This window comes from Streptomyces sp. NPDC111606, assembly GCF_055656945.1.
The window spans coordinates 128,357-143,817 of the sequence record NZ_JBVKBY010000009.1 but is presented as its reverse complement, the minus strand read 5'-3'; the positions used below and the strand labels follow the sequence as shown (position 1 = coordinate 143,817).

Sequence of the window (15,461 nt, the reverse complement as noted above, 5' to 3'; positions counted from 1 at the left end):
GGCACCGGTGGTACCTGGCTCGGCGGCCGTTCGCCCGCGCACACTGGAGACGTGGACCGACGACAGATGGCGGACTTCCTGCGCAGCAGGCGCGAGCGCATCGCCCCCGGCGAGGTGGGGCTTCCGGCCGGGCCGCGCCGCCGCACTCCGGGGCTGCGCCGCGAGGAGGTGGCGCAGCTGGCGTTCATCTCGACCGAGTACTACACCCGCCTCGAGCAGGCCCGCGCCCTGCACCCGTCCCGCGAGGTACTGGCCCAGCTGGCCCGAGCCCTGCGCCTGACGGACGCGGAGCGAGCCCACCTCCACCATCTCGCCGGGGCCCCGCCCGGACCGCCGCCGGGGCCGGCGCGCGAGGTCCGGCAGAGCATCGTCGACCTGATACACCGGCTGCCGCACGCCGCGGCGACCGTCATCTCGGCGACGTTCGAGATCCTCGCCTGGAACGACCTCGCGGCCGCCCTGATGGAGGACTTCTCCGCCCTGCCCCGCAGCGACCGCAACCTCGTCCGGCGCGCCTTCCTCGGACCGCACCGGGACGGGCGGGCGCTCTACGGCGTCTCGGACGTGGCGGAGTTCGCCCGGAACTCGACCCAGCAACTGCGCGCCGCCGCCGCCCGCTACCCGGACGACCCGGAACTCACCGCGCTGATCAGCGAACTTCTGGACGGCAGCGAGGAGTTCGCCCGGCTGTGGGCGGCCCACGACGTGACCGCCGCACCCACGCTCCGCAAGACCTTCGACCACCCCGTCGTCGGCCCCGTCACCGTCAACTGCGACGTCCTGGACATCGCCGACCGCGACCAGCGGGTCGTCATCTACACCGCCACGCCGGGCACGCCGTCCGAGGAGGCGCTACGACTGCTGTCCGTCCTCGGCACGCAACGCCTGGACGTGCCCGGCTGAGTCGTCGGCGCCGGCTGGGCGGTCAGTTCGCGGAAGCGGTCCACCCGCTCGCCGTGATCCGCGCCGCGTCCGCCGGCCGGGCCTCGTCGAAGAGGACGCCGTGCGCCGTCTCGACGTGCAGACCATCGACGTACGCACCGCGGCCCACGTACAGCTTGTCGGTGGTGTATCGCCAGCGGAGCACCAACTGGCGGTGCGCGGGGAGTTGAGCCGTGAGGCGGTGCCAGACGCGGCCCGACCAGCCGGTGACGGCGCCGGTCGGGTGGGCCTGTGGCCGCTCGCCCTGGCGTTTCGTCGCGAAGGGGAGCGGAGTCCAGGTCGTGCCGCCGTCGGTCGTGGACTCCAGGACGAGGACGTCCGCCTGCGGCTCGGTGTCCCACCACAGGGCGCAGTGCAGCTCTGCCTCGCCGGAGGACGTGTCGAGGGTGGGGAGCGCGAGGGTCGCGCTCGTGGCGGTCGCCATTCCCGAGAACCATGCCGTACGACCGTGGCGCGGGCGGACCGCTGCGGCACGGGCCATGTTGTCGGCCGCGGCGACCCGGGGCGCGGAACCGGAGCGCCAACTGCGCACCGGGTGGACCGAGTTGCCGAGGACGACGAGGAAGGAGTCGGTCGTCGGGTCGAGGACGAGGGAGGTGCCGGTGAAACCGGTGTGCCCCGCTGTGCGCGGGGTGGCCATGGCGCCCATGTACCAGTGCTGGTAGAGCTCGAAACCGAGGCCGTGCTCGTCGCCGGGGAAGGCGGTGTTGAAGTCGGTGAACATCAGCTCCACGGACTCCGGCTCCAGGATGCGGCACCTGCCGTAGGCGCCCCCGTTGAGCAGTGTCCGGCCGAGGACCGCCAGGTCCCACGCGTTCGAGAAGACGCCGGCGTGGCCCGCGACCCCACCCAGGCTGAAGGCGTTCTCGTCGTGCACCTCACCCCAGACGAGTCCACGGTCCAGGCCGGACCACGGCAGCCGGGCGTCCTCGGTGGCCGCGATCCCCGGCTTCCAGGCTGCGGGCGGGTTGTAGCGGGTGCGGCGCATGCCGAGCGGGCCGGTGATCTCGTCGTGGAGGAGGGCGTCGAGGCCGCGGCCGGTGATCTTCTCCAGGACGAGCTGGAGGGAGATCAGATTCAGGTCGGAGTAGAGGTACTTGGTGCCCGGAGGGTTCAGCGGCGCCTCGTTCCAGATGAGGTGGAGCTTCTCCTCGTACGTCGGCGCGTTGTACAGCGGGATCCAGGCGCGGAACCCCGAGGTGTGGGTCAGGAGCTGCCGGACCGTGATGTCCTGCTTGCCCGCGCGGCCGAAGTCCGGGAGGTAGGAGGCGACCGTCGCCTCCAGCCCGAGCTCACCCCGTTCGATCTGCTGCACCGCAAGGATCGACGTGAACAGCTTGGACACCGAGGCCAGGTCGAAGACGGTTTCCTCGGCCATCCGGATCTGCTGGTCCGACGGAAACTCCACGCCGGTGTCGCTCGTTTCGTCGTACGCCTCGTAGCGCACGGCCATCCCGATGGGCTGGTGCAGGGCCACCGTGCCGCCGCGGCCGGCGAGGAGGACGGCGCCGGCGTACCAGGGGTGCTTGGGGGAGGGGCCCAGGAACCTCTCGGCGTCGGTGACGAGTTGGCGGAGATGGGTGGGGAGGAGGCCCGCGCGTTCGGGGGATCCGTGGCGCAGGGTGGGGTTTGCGGTGCGTGCCTGTGCTGCCGCCGCGGGTCCCGCGGGCAAGGGGGCGATGGCCAGGGCGCCGCCCAAGGCCATCGCGGTTCTGCCCAGTTGACGCCTGGTCAGTCCGGTTCTGCCGTCGGTCATCGAGGTTCCTCCCGCCACTCCGGCTGAAAGTATCTTTCCGGGATCACCTTGCGTGATGAAACTTTCGTGTCAGGTGGGAGTGGTGTCAACGGGACGGTCGCTCAAGAGATCTGACGGTGTATCAGAAAAGGCCTTCCGTCGTCCGGAGGTCTGCGGCATCCTGCGCCCATGCAGACGGAGCTGAGCAAGAAACTGGGAGTCGAGCACGCCATTTTCGGCTTCACGCCGTTCCCCGCCGTCGCCGCGGCCATCAGCAGGGCCGGCGGCTTCGGTGTGCTCGGCGCGGTCCGCTACACCGCCCCCGACGACCTCAAACGCGACCTCGACTGGATCGAGGCACATGTCGACGGCAGGCCCTACGGCCTGGACGTCGTCATGCCCGCGAAGAAGGTCGAGGGCGTCACGGAAGCCGACGTCGAGGCGATGATCCCGGAAGGGCACCGGCAGTTCGTCATGGACACCCTGGCCAAGTACGGGGTGCCCGAACTGGCCGAGGGCGAGGCGTCCGGCTGGCGGATCACCGGGTGGATGGAGCAGGTCGCCCGCACCCAGCTCGACGTCGCCTTCGACTATCCGATCAAGCTGCTCGCCAACGCCCTCGGTTCACCGCCCACGGATGTCGTGGAACGCGCCCATGACCGGGGCGTGCTCGTCGCCGCGCTCGCGGGCAGTGCCCGGCACGCCCGCAAGCACGCGGAGGCGGGGATCGACATCGTCGTCGCCCAGGGCTACGAGGCGGGCGGCCACACCGGTGAGATCGCCTCCATGGTGCTCACCCCGGAGGTGGTGGAGGCGGTCGACCCCCTGCCCGTGCTGGCTGCCGGGGGCATCGGCAGCGGCCAACAGGTGGCGGCGGCACTCACCCTCGGCGCCCAGGGTGTGTGGCTGGGCTCCATGTGGCTGACCACCACAGAGGCCGATCTGCACTCGCCCGGCCTGACCCGCAAACTGCTCGCCGCCGGCTCGGGCGACACCGTCCGCTCCCGCGCCCTGACGGGCAAGCCCGCACGCCAGCTGCGCACCGAGTGGACCGACGCCTGGGACGACCCGGACGGGCCCGGCACCCTTCCCATGCCCCTGCAGGGACTCCTGGTGGCCGAGGCCGTCTCCCGGATCCAGAAGTACGAGGTCGAGCCGCTGCTCGGCACACCCGTCGGGCAGATCGTGGGCCGGATGAACAGCGAACGCAGTGTCCAGGCCGTCGTCGACGACCTCACCCGCGGCTTCGAGCAGGCCGTGCACCGCATCAACCGCATCGCCGGAAGGAGCGGCCAGTGACGAGCACCCCCGCCACCCCCACCGTGAGCACCCCGCCGGTCGGATTCTGGGCCCAGGCCGCCGCCGACCCCGACCGCCCGGTCCTCGTCGCCCCCGACGGCGAGCAGTGGACCGCCGGGCGCCTGCACGCGGCCGCCAACCGTCTCGTCCACGGCCTGCGTGCGGCCGGCCTCGGACGCGGCGACGCCTTCGCGGTCGTCCTCCCCAACAGCGTCGAGTTCTTCACGGCATACCTGGCCGCCACCCAGGCCGGCCTCTACCTGGTCCCCGTCAATCACCATCTCGTCGGCCCCGAGATCGCCTGGATCGTCGCCGACTCCGGCGCCAAGGTGCTCATCGCCCACGAGCGCTACGCCGACCCCGCGCGCCAGGCCGCCGACGAGGCCGGCCTCCCGGCCACCCACCGGTACGCCGTCGGCGAGGTGGAGGGCTTCAGGCCGTACGCCGAACTCGTCGACGGACAACCGGAGTCGGCGCCCGCGGAACGCGAGCTCGGCTGGGTCATGAACTACACCTCGGGTACGACGGGCCGCCCCCGAGGCATCCGCCGCCCCCTGCCCGGCAAACCGCCCGAGGAGTCCTACCTGGGCGGCTTCCTCGGCATCTTCGGCATCAAGCCGTTCGACGCCAACGTGCACCTCGTCTGCTCGCCGCTCTACCACACCGCGGTCCTGCAGTTCGCGGGCGCGTCCCTGCACATCGGCCACGGACTGGTCCTGATGGACAAGTGGACGCCCGAGGACATGCTCCGCCAGATCGACAACCACAAGTGCACGCACACCCATATGGTCCCGACCCAGTTCCACCGTCTCCTCGCGCTTCCGCAGGACGTACGGGGCCGCTACGACGTCTCCTCCATGCGGCACGCCATCCACGGCGCCGCCCCGTGTCCCGACCATGTGAAACGGGCCATGATCGAGTGGTGGGGCCACTGCGTGGAGGAGTACTACGCCGCCAGCGAGGGCGGTGGGGCCTTCGCGACCGCCGAGGACTGGCTGAAGAAGCCCGGCACGGTCGGCAAGGCCTGGCCGATCAGCGAGCTCGCGATCTTCGACGACGACGGCAACCGGCTCGCTCCCGGCGAACTCGGCACCGTCTACCTGAAGATGAACACCGGCGGCTTCAGCTATCACAAGGACGAAGCCAAGACGAAGAAGAACCGCATCGGCGACTTCTTCACCGTGGGCGACCTCGGCTGTCTGGACGAGGACGGCTATCTCTTCCTCCGCGACCGCAAGATCGACATGATCATCTCCGGCGGGGTCAACATCTACCCGGCCGAGATCGAGTCCGCCCTGCTCGCCCACCCGGCCGTGGCCGACGCCGCCGCCTTCGGCATCCCGCACGACGACTGGGGTGAGGAGGTCAAGGCCGTCGTCGAACCGGCCCCCGGCCACGAGCCCGGCCCTGCCCTCGCCGCCGCGATCCTCGACCACTGTGCCGGGCAGCTCGCCGGGTACAAGCGGCCCAAGAGCGTGGACTTCATCGCCGAGATGCCAAGGGATCCCAACGGGAAGCTGTACAAGCGGCGGTTGCGGGAACCGTACTGGGAGGGGCGCACGCGCCCCGTGTGACGTCAATGACGCATACGAGACGGTGCCTCCAAGGCCTTGGCGAGGCCTGCCGCGTCGGTGCCGAACTTGCGGTAGATGCTGGAAAGCAACTGCCGCACGCCCTGTTCGGTCAGGTGCAGTTCCTTGGCGATCACAGTCACCGGGCGTCCCTCGACGGCCAGTTGGGCCGTACGGTGCTCCTGCGCGGTCAGTGTGTCCGCCTGCACGTAGCGCAGGGGCAGCGGGCGCAGACCGGCCGTCGAGAGTTCCTCCCGGGCGCGGGCGGCGAGCGCCTCGGCTCCGCAGTGGACGGCGCCTTCCAGACCCTGGTAGAGCCGGTCGGCGGCCTCCTGGAGCCGCCCGTTGCGGGACAGCGCGGCGCCGTGGCCGACTTGGGCGCGAGCGAGTTCGTACGAGGCGGGGGACTGCTCCAGTTGGTCGATCGCCTCCGCGTACAGGTCGAGTGAGGCAGGCCCGCCGGTCACCTCGGCGAGGGTGTGGAGGGCCTGCCCGATGGTGGAGGCGGCACCGAAGTCCCGGGCACGCTTGACGGCGTCCTGGGCGTGATGGATCGCCTCGTCCGGAGCGGTGGGGGCGAGCGCGGTCGCGAGGTGCAGCTGCCACGGGCACCAGGCCGGATTGCGCCAGGCCCGTCCGTCCAGCCAGTCCCCCACCGCGGACAGCAGCGCCGCCGCCTCCGCGTGCCGTCCCTCCGCCAGCAGCAGTTCCGCGTACACGGTGCGCGGGTCGGGATAGATGACGGCGTTCGGAGCCATCTCACCGAAGTGGTTGTCGTCGGCGAGCGCGCGAGCCTCGGTGATCCGTCCACGGGCCAGCAACGTCTGGATCAGGACGCTGACGCCGTACCACTGGGCGGCCACGATGCCGTCCACCTTGTCGGCGATGCGCAGACCTTCCCGGACCAGGTCCTCGGCTTCGGCCAGACAACCGCGGTGGTAGCGGACATAGCCGGCGATGGACTGGCCGAAGGCCAGGTGGGAGCCGTGCCAGCCCTTGCCCACGCACTCCGCGATCCCCTGCTCGAACAACTCCTCGGCCCGTCGCGGCTGGTCGCTGTACATGAACACCAGGGCGACCGAGAGGGGTACCTCGAAGCCCCGGTTCTCATCGGTCCAGCTCATGCCGCCGCGCAGGGACTTCTCCGCATAGGCGAGGGCGGTCCGGCGCGGTTCGCCGCGCAGGACGGCATCCCAGGCCCGCAGTCCCAGGATGTAGCGCTCCTCCAGGCTGCGGCCGGGCAGCTGCTCGGCCAGCCGCGCCAGGGTCCGGGAGCGGGCGGGTGAGTCGGGATCGTCGGCGCGCATCGTGCTCCAGACGAACTGATCGGCCTGCATACGCAGTTTGACGCGCGGATTCGTGGCCTGCCGGGCCTCCTCTGCGGCCACGGTCGCGGCCTCGGCCATCCGATCGGTATGGGCGAGTGCTGTCGTCAGCCGATAGACGATGGAGGCGCGCAGGTCGGGGTCGACATCCGGCTCCGCCAGCGCCTGCTGGAGATGCCGCACCGTGGCCGTGGGCTCGATCAGGAAGGTGGCGCACGCGAGTTCGTGCAGGACCGCGGCGCGGTCCTCGGGGAGCGGTGGCTCCTTCAGCGCACGGGTGAGCATGCGCCGGGCGGCCTCGGTCGCCCCGGCGCCGAGGTACTCGCGAGCGGCCTCGCGCAGGCATTCGACCGTCTCGGGGCTGCCCTCACTGGGCACCTCCAGCAGGTGCCGGGCGGCGGCGGTGGGGCCGTATCCCGCGTTCAGGACCGCGTCCGCGGCCGCGTTGTGCAGACCGGCCCGGAAGCCGGAGCGGATGGACCGGTAGATCGTCGTGGTGATCAGCGGGTGGACGAACTCGAGCTCACCCTCAGGGCCGTGGCCGTCGCTGAGGATCCGTGCCGCGCGGAGCTTCTGGGTCGCCTCGGCGGCGGTCTCGTCGCCGAGTACCGCGATGGTCGCGGCGAGCTGGGGTGAGAAGGGCGATCCCAGCACGGCAGCGGAGTGCGCGAAGCGGACGGTCGCGGTGTCGAGGCCTTCCAGACGCTCGATCAGCCCCGGACCCTTGATCGCGGCGGCCAGTTCACGCATCGCGGGCAGGTCACCCTCGCTGCCGCTCAGTTTCCGCTCGGCGAGGCCGATGGCGAGCTCCACCGTCTCGAAGGGGCTCCCTCCGGTGGCCGACCAGCATTCCTTGCAGAACACGTCTTCGGCTCTGTCACCGACTTGGTTCCTGATGATCTGTGCCACGCCGTCGGCGGTGAGGCATGCGAGGTCGTGGGGGCGCTCTCCGTGATGTCCGACGAGCGTACGGAGTTCGCCCGCGTCGGACGGCAGTTCCTCGGGCCGGTAGGCGACCACGATCAGCAGGGGGAGGTCATCGACGCGTGACGCGAAGGAATCGAGCCAGCTCAGGGACTCGGCGTCCGCCCAGTGCAGGTCGTCCAGGAGCAGGACAACGGGTGCCTTCCTGATGGTGAGGCAGGTCATGACCCAGTCGAGGCCTTCGCGGACCCCGGTCGGATCCGGTGCGGGGGCGGGGCCCCTCGCCTCGAGGCCGAGCACGGCGGCCATGACGTCGTACCAGCTTCCCAGGAAGGCGCGGAGTTCCGCTCCGTCCATCCTCGCCAGCGAGGGCTGGACGAGCTGGCGCACCACGCGGAACGCCGACCCTTGTTCCTTCTCCCCGCCTCTGCCCGACAGCACGGTGAATCCCGATGTCATGGCGCGCTCACGCGCTTGCGTCATGAGTGCTGTCTTGCCCAGTCCGGCCGGTCCGCTGAAGGCGAGCAGCCCCCTGCGCCTGGCTTGCGGCACACCGTCCGTGGTGCGTCGCAGTTGCTTGAACGCGGCGTCGAGGGCCTGAAGTTCCCGTCGGCGCTCGATCAACGTCCGTTGTTCCGTGATCGAGTGCCGCGGCTCCATCGCCATGTGCCGTACCGCCTTCTGTCGTTCGGCTCGGAGGAGCCGAGCGTACGCCTCGGCGAGGTGCGGCAGGACGAATTGAGCACCATAGGGTGAATCGTTCACTGTAGGTGGGAGAACGCCCGCCCGCTGGGTAGTGGACACGGATGGACGTCTCCCGGGTGAAGCGGAAGCGGGAGCACATCAGGAGGGGCTACGGCACGGCCGGCACCGAAGTCACATCCGCGTAGCGAGGCACGGTGCGGGCCCAGTCGTAGCACCCGCGGATCCAGCCGATCATGCCCTCCACATAGGCGATGCCCGTGGGGCTCAACGCCGGTTCGATCCCGGCACGCAGCCTTTGGAACTGCTCGATCGCGCTGTTGATGTCCTCGATGGCCAGGAGCACGGCGGCCTGCAGGGAGCACCGTCGTTCGCGCTGGTGGGCCAGGGCAAGGTTGATCATTTCGCCCGCGTGCTGTTCTTTCACCGCGGAGAACAGATCGGCCGTCCATACCGCCGCGTCGGCCGACAGCCGGCTCAGTCGCCGCACGACGGGATGATGCACGTCGGCGTCGGTCAGTTCGCTCGCTCGGGCGCCCTCGTACAGCGGGTAGAACGGCTCGACGCCCGCGGTCAGCGACCGTATGGAGGTGCAGTCGCCGGTGCGCAGCACCAGGGGGTGGGCCTGGGCCACGGCTTCGTACAACAGGCCGTGCACGTATTCACAGCTCTGCCAGGCCCATCGGGAAGCCTGCGCGGGGGTGCACTGCTCCCGGACCTGGCGATGGAGATCGGCCAGCGCAGCTCCGAGGCGAGTGCGGGGCGGTCGCCCCTCCCGCAGGATCGCGACACTCTCGCACAGCATGGGCAGCAGCCTGCCCGGAGAGCTTCGGCCGAGGTCCTCGGCAAGGTCGTCGAAGACGAACTGATAGGCGATCTGGTGGGCCACAATCTGAAGGACGCCCAAATCCACGGTGGGGCTGGTGTAGCTCGCGAGTTCGGCGGGCCGAGTGCGCGCGATCATCGCCGCCACATCCGGTTCGTCCGTCAGCCCCCATACCCTCAGCCATGCGTCGACCCCGGTCGCGGCCTCGGTTTCATGTGGATTCCGCCGGAACGGAAAAGGCATATGGAGGTTGGTGTCGATCAGGTCCCGGAGATTGAAGTCCGGCATTCCGTCCGGTACGCCCAGAGTGATTTCCTCATGCGTCGTCGACACCGTGGTCACCTGCCGTTCGGGTATCCGACGTGCGCCGGTCGGCCGTCGCTCGGCGCGTGCGCGAGTCGGGGGAGGGCGTACGGGAACGGGGTTCGCAGATCATGACCAGCGAGCGCGGTCCCATCGTGATCCCGGGGCGCGGTTTCCGGTCGGCATGATCAGGCAGATGACGCAGGCGTCGGCGGCCGGCGATGGTCGCGAGCGCGAGGGTGGCCTCCACCATCGCGAACTCGTCACCGAGGCACTTACGGTTGCCCGCGGAGAACGGCATCATCGCGCGACGTTGTTCGGCGGTGGGCTGCCCGGGCAGCCAGCGGTCGGGATCGAAACGCTCGGGTTCCGGGAACGACGAGGGATCGTGGTGCAGGAGGTGGGGGCTGTAAAGGACGGCGGCTCCCTTGGGCAGGCGGCATCCGGCGAGTTCCGTCTCCTTGGTGGCGACGCGCGTGAACAGCCAACCGGGCGACGAGTGGCGCAGCGTTTCGGAGACGACGCACCGGGTGTAGACGAGGTGCGGCAGGTCCTCGGGACCGGGCCGCCGGCCTTCGGCGAGGAGGGAGTCGAGCTCGGCGTGCAGACGTCGTTCCGCCTCCGGATTGCGGGCCAGCAGACTGAAGGCGCCGGACAGGGCGAGCGCCTGGGTCTCGACGCCGGTCAGCAGCAGCGTGATCAGGTGATCGTGGACCTCCTGATCGGTGATCGCCGCGGTCGGTCCGTCGCCGTTCGCGGCCTTCAGCAGCGTGCCCAGCACGTCGTCGCGGTCGGAGCCCCGGCGGCGCTCCGCGATCGCCGTGTCGATGATCTCGTGCAGGCGCGAGAGCGCGCGCCGATAGCGCCGGTTGGCGGGGGTGGGAAGGCGGAACAGGGCATCGATCGGTACGACCGTGCGGACGAACAGGCCGCGGACGACCGCGGTGAGACAGTCCCGCACCTCGGCAGTCGTCCGGTCGTCCAGGGAATCGGAGAGGAGAACACGGCTGGTCACCCGTGTCGTGAGCGCCATCATCGCCTCGGTGACAGGAACGTCCTGACCGACCGGCCATGCGCGGTACAGCGCCTCAGCCTCCTCGGTCACCAGGTCCGTGTACTCGGCGACGTGGGAAGGGCGGAAGGCGGGCTGTAACAGCTTGCGCTTCTCCCGATGCGTCGGCTGTCGGCAGGTGACGAGGCCGTCGCCCATCAGCTTCCCGAGCCTGTCGTAGAGCGGGCCCCCCTTGTCGAAGGTGTGCGGGTCCTTGAGCATCTCGTGGACCAGCTCCGGGTGGCACACCATCCAGGCACGCTGGGGGCCCAGCCGTATCTCGACCAGATCCCCGTACGAGGGCAAAGAATTCAGAAACGCCAGCGGTCGGCGGAACAACGCGATACCGTGACCGAGGATGGGGAATATGCCTGGTGCAGTACCTGTCCGCCATACTCGCTCCTGTGCGGGAACAACACGGCTCATGAATACCTCCTGCCTGACGCGGCACGCGAAATCGCGGAACGCGCCACGGACTTGATCCTTGAGACAAGTCCTGCCCAGTCCGAGCGGTGTTCGGTTTCCCGAAACCTTTCTCCAAAGGGGCGCACAGGAGCACAGAGAGGCAAAAGAAGCACTCGGCCAAATGGTCGTTTGTGATCGTACTTCGACGGCCAGGTGCATCCGTCACGCAGGTGTGGTCCCGCCCCATGGGGGACGGGACCACATTCGCTCAGCGTTCGCGCACGCGGATAACCTTCAGGACGGGCGACGACAGGATGTCCTTCTCACAGAACCGCGCCGTCACCCACCTCTCACCCGAGAACAACCGCGTCTGGTCCCGGAAGTGGGCCGAGTTCGGGTTCGACGACTGCGCGTACGTCAGCAGCGTACGGGCCACCGGGCAGCGGCCGTCGTCCCAGCCCACCGCCTGGATGTGGCTGGAGCCGGTCGTCACCTCGGTGTAGCCGCCCTGAGCCGTGTTCCACACCGGCTCGATCTTGTTCCACACCCCGAGTCCCTCGGTGCCGCCCGGAACGGGGATGCGCTGACCGTTGCGCACGACGAACTGGTGCTCCCCGAGGCGGGAGTCGAGGGCGATGCCCGCCGCCCGCAGTTCGGCGACCGTGTCCGCGAGGGCCGTGGCGAAACCGGGAGCTCCGGTGTTGAGCGTGTGCGGAGTGCGCACCGGGTCCGCCGCCGAGAACGGCACCTTCCACCGCTGGGCGGCCGGCACCTTCGCCGTCAGCTTCCGCCAGAACCGGTCGAAGAGCAGGGCACCCCGGCTGCCGGTGTCCATGGTGCGGTCCCACGCCGCGAGCACCGGGCAGGCTTGCGTGACATCAACCGCCTTGCCGTCGCTGCCCGTTGCGGTGCCGCCCGGCAGTGCGGCGCACGCCTTCGCCGTGTCGGTCGCGGCCAGGGCGGCTGCCGGCACGTGGTTCCTGAACTGTTGGCGCTCCAGATCCCGGACGGTCAGACCGCCCCGCTCCGCCATCGCCGCCACGTCCTCGATCGCGCCGCGGGTGCGCAGGGAGCGCTGCGTGCCGATGGTGCCGAAGACCCGCTCGTAGCCGGTGAGCGGCCGGTCGGCGTTGGCCAGCCAGGCGCTGTCGTTGGAGTTCTCCGCGTACGGCGCGTCCTTCAGCGTCGGCATGCGCGCGGGCCCGAAGATCCCGGGCTGAACGGCGTCGGCGTCGCTGCCGAGCGCGCAGTCGCCGCGGGAGCCGTCGAGGACCGCGAGTCCCGCGGCCGGGTAGGTGGCCCTGCCGAGGTCCGTGGAGCACCGCGCCGCGAGGTCGTCGGTGATGCGGGGCAGTACCTGCGACTGGGTGTAGAGGGAGTGCCCCGAGCGGTCCGCGGCGATGGTGTTCACCCACGGGAGCCCCTGGTGCCGGGCGAGGGTCGCGAGAACGCCGGCCGTGCCGCGCGCCTTGCTGAAGCCGAGCGAGGTGTCGGCGAACCGCATGTTGGCCGCGTTCGGGTCGTTGAGCGCGTACGCCGTCGTCGCCGTCCACGGCAGCGGGAGGTCACCGTCGGTGGACGCGACGACCGGGCCGTACCGTGTCCACCACTGGGTGCGGCTGACCGGGGCACCGCCCTGGACCGCGACGGTCACGGTCCGCTTCTTCATCCGCTCGGGTCTGCCGTTCACGAGGTAGACCGTGGGGTCGGCCGGATCCAGCGTCAGCCTGTGCAGATTGAACGGGACACCCGTCGCGACGGTGTGGCTCCACGCCACATGGGAGTTGTAGCCGATGGAGATCGTCGGCGACCCGAGCAGTGACCCGCCGGCGACGTCGAGCTCGCCGGGAATCGTCTGCTGCGCCTGCCAGAAGCGGCGTCCGCCGTGCCACGGGTAGTGCGGGTTGCCCAGCAGCAGACCGCGCCTGTTGGCGGTGGTGTCACCGCGGAAGGCGACCGCGTTCGACCCCATGTCCGCGTCGGCGGTCCGCTCGCGCACGGCCCGGATCAGGGCCGTGGCATCCGGGCTCGTCCCGATGCCCTTGCCGCGGGCGGCCGAACCGGTGGGCGGCTGTGCGGAGGTGATGTCGTCCACGGCGCCGCCCTGACCGCCGAGCACCGCGAAGGCGTAGGAGCGGGCGGCCACGTCCAGCGGGGTGATCGGCCGCACCCAGGCGGCGCCCTTGCATGCGGGGTCGGTGATCCGGTTCTGCTCCAGCCAGGTGTTGTACCCGGCGGCGAAGCCACGCATGAGGTCCTTGACCTGCCGGCTCGGGCCGCGCGGTGCGGGTGCGGCGAGCAGCTTCTCCACGGTTCGGGTCTGGCGTACGCCACGGAAGTACAGGTCGCTGGAGAGGTTCTTGGTGGCCGAGGACAGTGACAGGTCGGTCGCCGCGTCCGGGCCGAAGAAACGCGAACGCTCGCCGCGCACGGTCACGAACCCGTCGGCGAGCGTGCACACCTGGTCGGCGGCCTGCGCCCAACCGGTGCCGAAGCCCATGGACCTGTAGTCCTTGGCGACAATGTGCGGAATGCCGTACTCGGTATAGCGGACGACGGCGGACATACTGCCGTTGGACGGCTCTTCGTGCCGGTTGTGCCGATCCTGCCGGTCGGCCGCGGCCGCGGGCAGCCCGGCCACGGTGGCGAGCAGGGCGACGGCCGCGACGACGAACCGTCTGGGGCGGGTGCGCATGGTGCCTCCCAACGTCATTGAGGGAAGGAGCCGTTGAGCGTACCAACGGGTATGTGTCCCCGGTCAGTGTCGGGCCTGGTTCTTGACCCGTCCCTTCGACGCACCGAGGATCATGTGTCATGACGCCAGGACACGGCAGCACGGTTGACGGAGTGCTGCGCCGCAGCGCCCGACGCACCCCGGCACGCGTCGCGGTCGAGGACCGCGAGCGCGCGTGGACGTACGAGGAACTCGACGAGGCCGTCTCCCGCGCGGCGAGCGTCCTGCTCGACCAGGGCCTCACCCCCGGCGACCGGGTGGCCGCCTACGGCCACAACTCGAGCGCGTATCTGATCGCCTTCCTGGCGTGCGCCCGCGCGGGCCTAGTGCACGTCCCCGTCAACCAGAACCTCACCGGCGACGACCTCGCCTACATCGTCCGCCAGTCCGGCAGCTCCCTGGTCCTCGCCGACCCCGGCCTGGCTGGCCGCCTGCCCGACGGCGTCCCCACGATGCCGCTGCGCGACGCCGACGACTCCCTGCTGGCACGGCAGGCCACGGCAGCCGTCCACGACGGCCCGGAGCCGCGCAGCGAGGACCTGGTCCAGCTGCTCTACACCTCCGGTACGACGGCCCTCCCGAAGGGCGCGATGATGACCCACCGCGCCCTGGTCCACGAGTACCTGAGCGCGATCACCGCCCTCGATCTGAGCCCCGGCGACCGTCCCGTCCACTCGCTGCCGCTGTACCACTCGGCGCAGATGCACGTGTTCCTCATGCCGTATCTCGCGGTCGGTGCCACCAACATCATTCTGGAGTCGCCCGACGGCGACCAGCTCTTCGACCTCATCGAGGCGGGCCGCGCGGACAGCCTGTTCGCCCCACCCACGGTCTGGATCGGCCTCGCCGGCCGCCCCGACTTCGCGACCCGCGACCTCGAGGGACTGCGCAAGGCGTACTACGGCGCCTCGATCATGCCGGTGCCGGTCCTGGAGCGGCTGCGTGAGCGGTGGCCGAAGCTGGCCTTCTACAACTGCTTCGGCCAGAGCGAGATCGGCCCCCTGGCCACGGTGCTGGCCCCCGACGAACACAAGGGCCGGATGGACTCCTGCGGCCGGACCGTGCTCTTCGTCGACGCCCGGGTGGTCGACGAGGACGGCGAGACCGTGCCCGACGGTACGGCCGGCGAGATCGTCTACCGCTCACCGCAGCTGTGCGAGGGCTACTGGGACAAGCCCGAGGAGACCGCGGACGCCTTCCGGGACGGCTGGTTCCGCTCCGGGGACCTCGCGGTGCGCGACGCGCACGGCTACTTCACGATCGTCGACCGGGTGAAGGACGTCATCAACTCCGGTGGCGTACTGGTCGCTTCACGTGAGGTCGAGGATGCCCTGTACACCCACGAGGGCGTCGCCGAGGTCGCCGTGATCGGCCTGCCCGACGAGCGCTGGATCGAGGCCGTCACGGCCGTCGTCGTCCCGCGCGGCGAGGTGAGCGACACCGAGCTGATCGACCACGCGCGCGAGAAGCTCGCCCACTTCAAGGCGCCGAAGCGGGTGGTGTTCGTGGACGGGCTGCCGCGCAACGCGAGCGGGAAGATCCTCAAGCGGGAGCTGCGGGACCGGTTCGCTCACGATTGATCACGCCCCCGCCGCCCGCCTGGGCCGTGTCCGCAAAGTCTCGCCTGCCCCGCGACGCCTGGCA

At 70.3% G+C, this 15,461-nt stretch carries 9 protein-coding genes; 4 read left to right on the top strand and 5 right to left on the bottom strand.

Features of this window, described 5'->3' with window-relative positions; genetic code table 11:
* Positions 1–51: 51 nt before the first annotated feature.
* Positions 52–903: a helix-turn-helix transcriptional regulator gene (locus ACZ7M7_RS29775; RefSeq protein ID WP_472121971.1), complete on the top strand. Its 852-nt coding sequence runs from the start codon at positions 52–54 to the stop codon at positions 901–903.
* Between the two features lie 22 nt (positions 904–925).
* Here the strand turns inward: ACZ7M7_RS29775 and ACZ7M7_RS29770 are convergent, their stop codons facing one another.
* The gene (locus tag ACZ7M7_RS29770; RefSeq protein ID WP_472121968.1) at positions 926–2,698 is read right to left on the bottom strand and encodes a serine hydrolase domain-containing protein; all 1,773 of its coding nucleotides are present in this window, start codon (positions 2,696–2,698) and stop codon (positions 926–928) included.
* A 168-nt stretch (positions 2,699–2,866) separates the two neighbouring features.
* Between ACZ7M7_RS29770 and ACZ7M7_RS29765 the strand changes: the two genes are divergently transcribed.
* Both ACZ7M7_RS29765 and ACZ7M7_RS29760 read left to right on the top strand, forming a co-directional pair.
* Positions 2,867–3,976, top strand: coding sequence for an NAD(P)H-dependent flavin oxidoreductase (locus tag ACZ7M7_RS29765; protein ID WP_472121966.1), 1,110 nt, complete (start codon positions 2,867–2,869; stop codon positions 3,974–3,976).
* 23 nt (positions 3,977–3,999) lie between these two features.
* Positions 4,000–5,550, top strand: coding sequence for an acyl-CoA synthetase (locus tag ACZ7M7_RS29760; RefSeq protein WP_451178347.1), 1,551 nt, complete (start codon positions 4,000–4,002; stop codon positions 5,548–5,550).
* 2 nt (positions 5,551–5,552) lie between these two features.
* Here the strand turns inward: ACZ7M7_RS29760 and ACZ7M7_RS29755 are convergent, their stop codons facing one another.
* The 4 genes from ACZ7M7_RS29755 to ACZ7M7_RS29740 form a co-directional block, all read right to left on the bottom strand.
* A complete protein-coding gene (locus ACZ7M7_RS29755) occupies positions 5,553–8,462 on the bottom strand; it encodes a helix-turn-helix transcriptional regulator (RefSeq protein WP_472121963.1) in 2,910 nt (969 codons plus the stop codon).
* A gap of 187 nt (positions 8,463–8,649) precedes the next feature.
* Entirely contained in the window at positions 8,650–9,666 is a 1,017-nt protein-coding gene (locus ACZ7M7_RS29750; protein ID WP_472121960.1) for a (-)-alpha-amorphene synthase, read from the bottom strand.
* Positions 9,641–11,017, bottom strand: a complete 1,377-nt coding sequence (locus ACZ7M7_RS29745; RefSeq protein WP_472121957.1) for a cytochrome P450 — start codon at positions 11,015–11,017, stop codon at positions 9,641–9,643. The genes ACZ7M7_RS29750 and ACZ7M7_RS29745 overlap by 26 nt, the downstream gene beginning before the upstream one ends.
* 334 nt (positions 11,018–11,351) lie before the next feature.
* Complete coding sequence (locus ACZ7M7_RS29740) at positions 11,352–13,778, bottom strand: penicillin acylase family protein (RefSeq protein WP_472121954.1); 2,427 nt, start codon at positions 13,776–13,778, stop codon at positions 11,352–11,354.
* 119 nt (positions 13,779–13,897) lie between these two features.
* Between ACZ7M7_RS29740 and ACZ7M7_RS29735 the strand changes: the two genes are divergently transcribed.
* Positions 13,898–15,397 carry an acyl-CoA synthetase gene (locus ACZ7M7_RS29735; RefSeq protein ID WP_472121951.1) on the top strand — a complete coding sequence of 500 codons (1,500 nt, stop codon included), beginning with the start codon at positions 13,898–13,900 and terminating at the stop codon, positions 15,395–15,397.
* Positions 15,398–15,461: the final 64 nt, after the last annotated feature.

Coding starts and splice junctions, on each gene's coding strand:
- ACZ7M7_RS29735 (WP_472121951.1), top strand. CDS start 13,898: ATGACGCCAGGACACGGCAGCACGGTTGACGGAGTGCTGCGCCGCAGC.
- ACZ7M7_RS29755 (WP_472121963.1), bottom strand. CDS start 8,462: ATGGCGATGGAGCCGCGGCACTCGATCACGGAACAACGGACGTTGATC.
- ACZ7M7_RS29765 (WP_472121966.1), top strand. CDS start 2,867: ATGCAGACGGAGCTGAGCAAGAAACTGGGAGTCGAGCACGCCATTTTC.
- ACZ7M7_RS29740 (WP_472121954.1), bottom strand. CDS start 13,778: ATGCGCACCCGCCCCAGACGGTTCGTCGTCGCGGCCGTCGCCCTGCTC.
- ACZ7M7_RS29770 (WP_472121968.1), bottom strand. CDS start 2,698: ATGACCGACGGCAGAACCGGACTGACCAGGCGTCAACTGGGCAGAACC.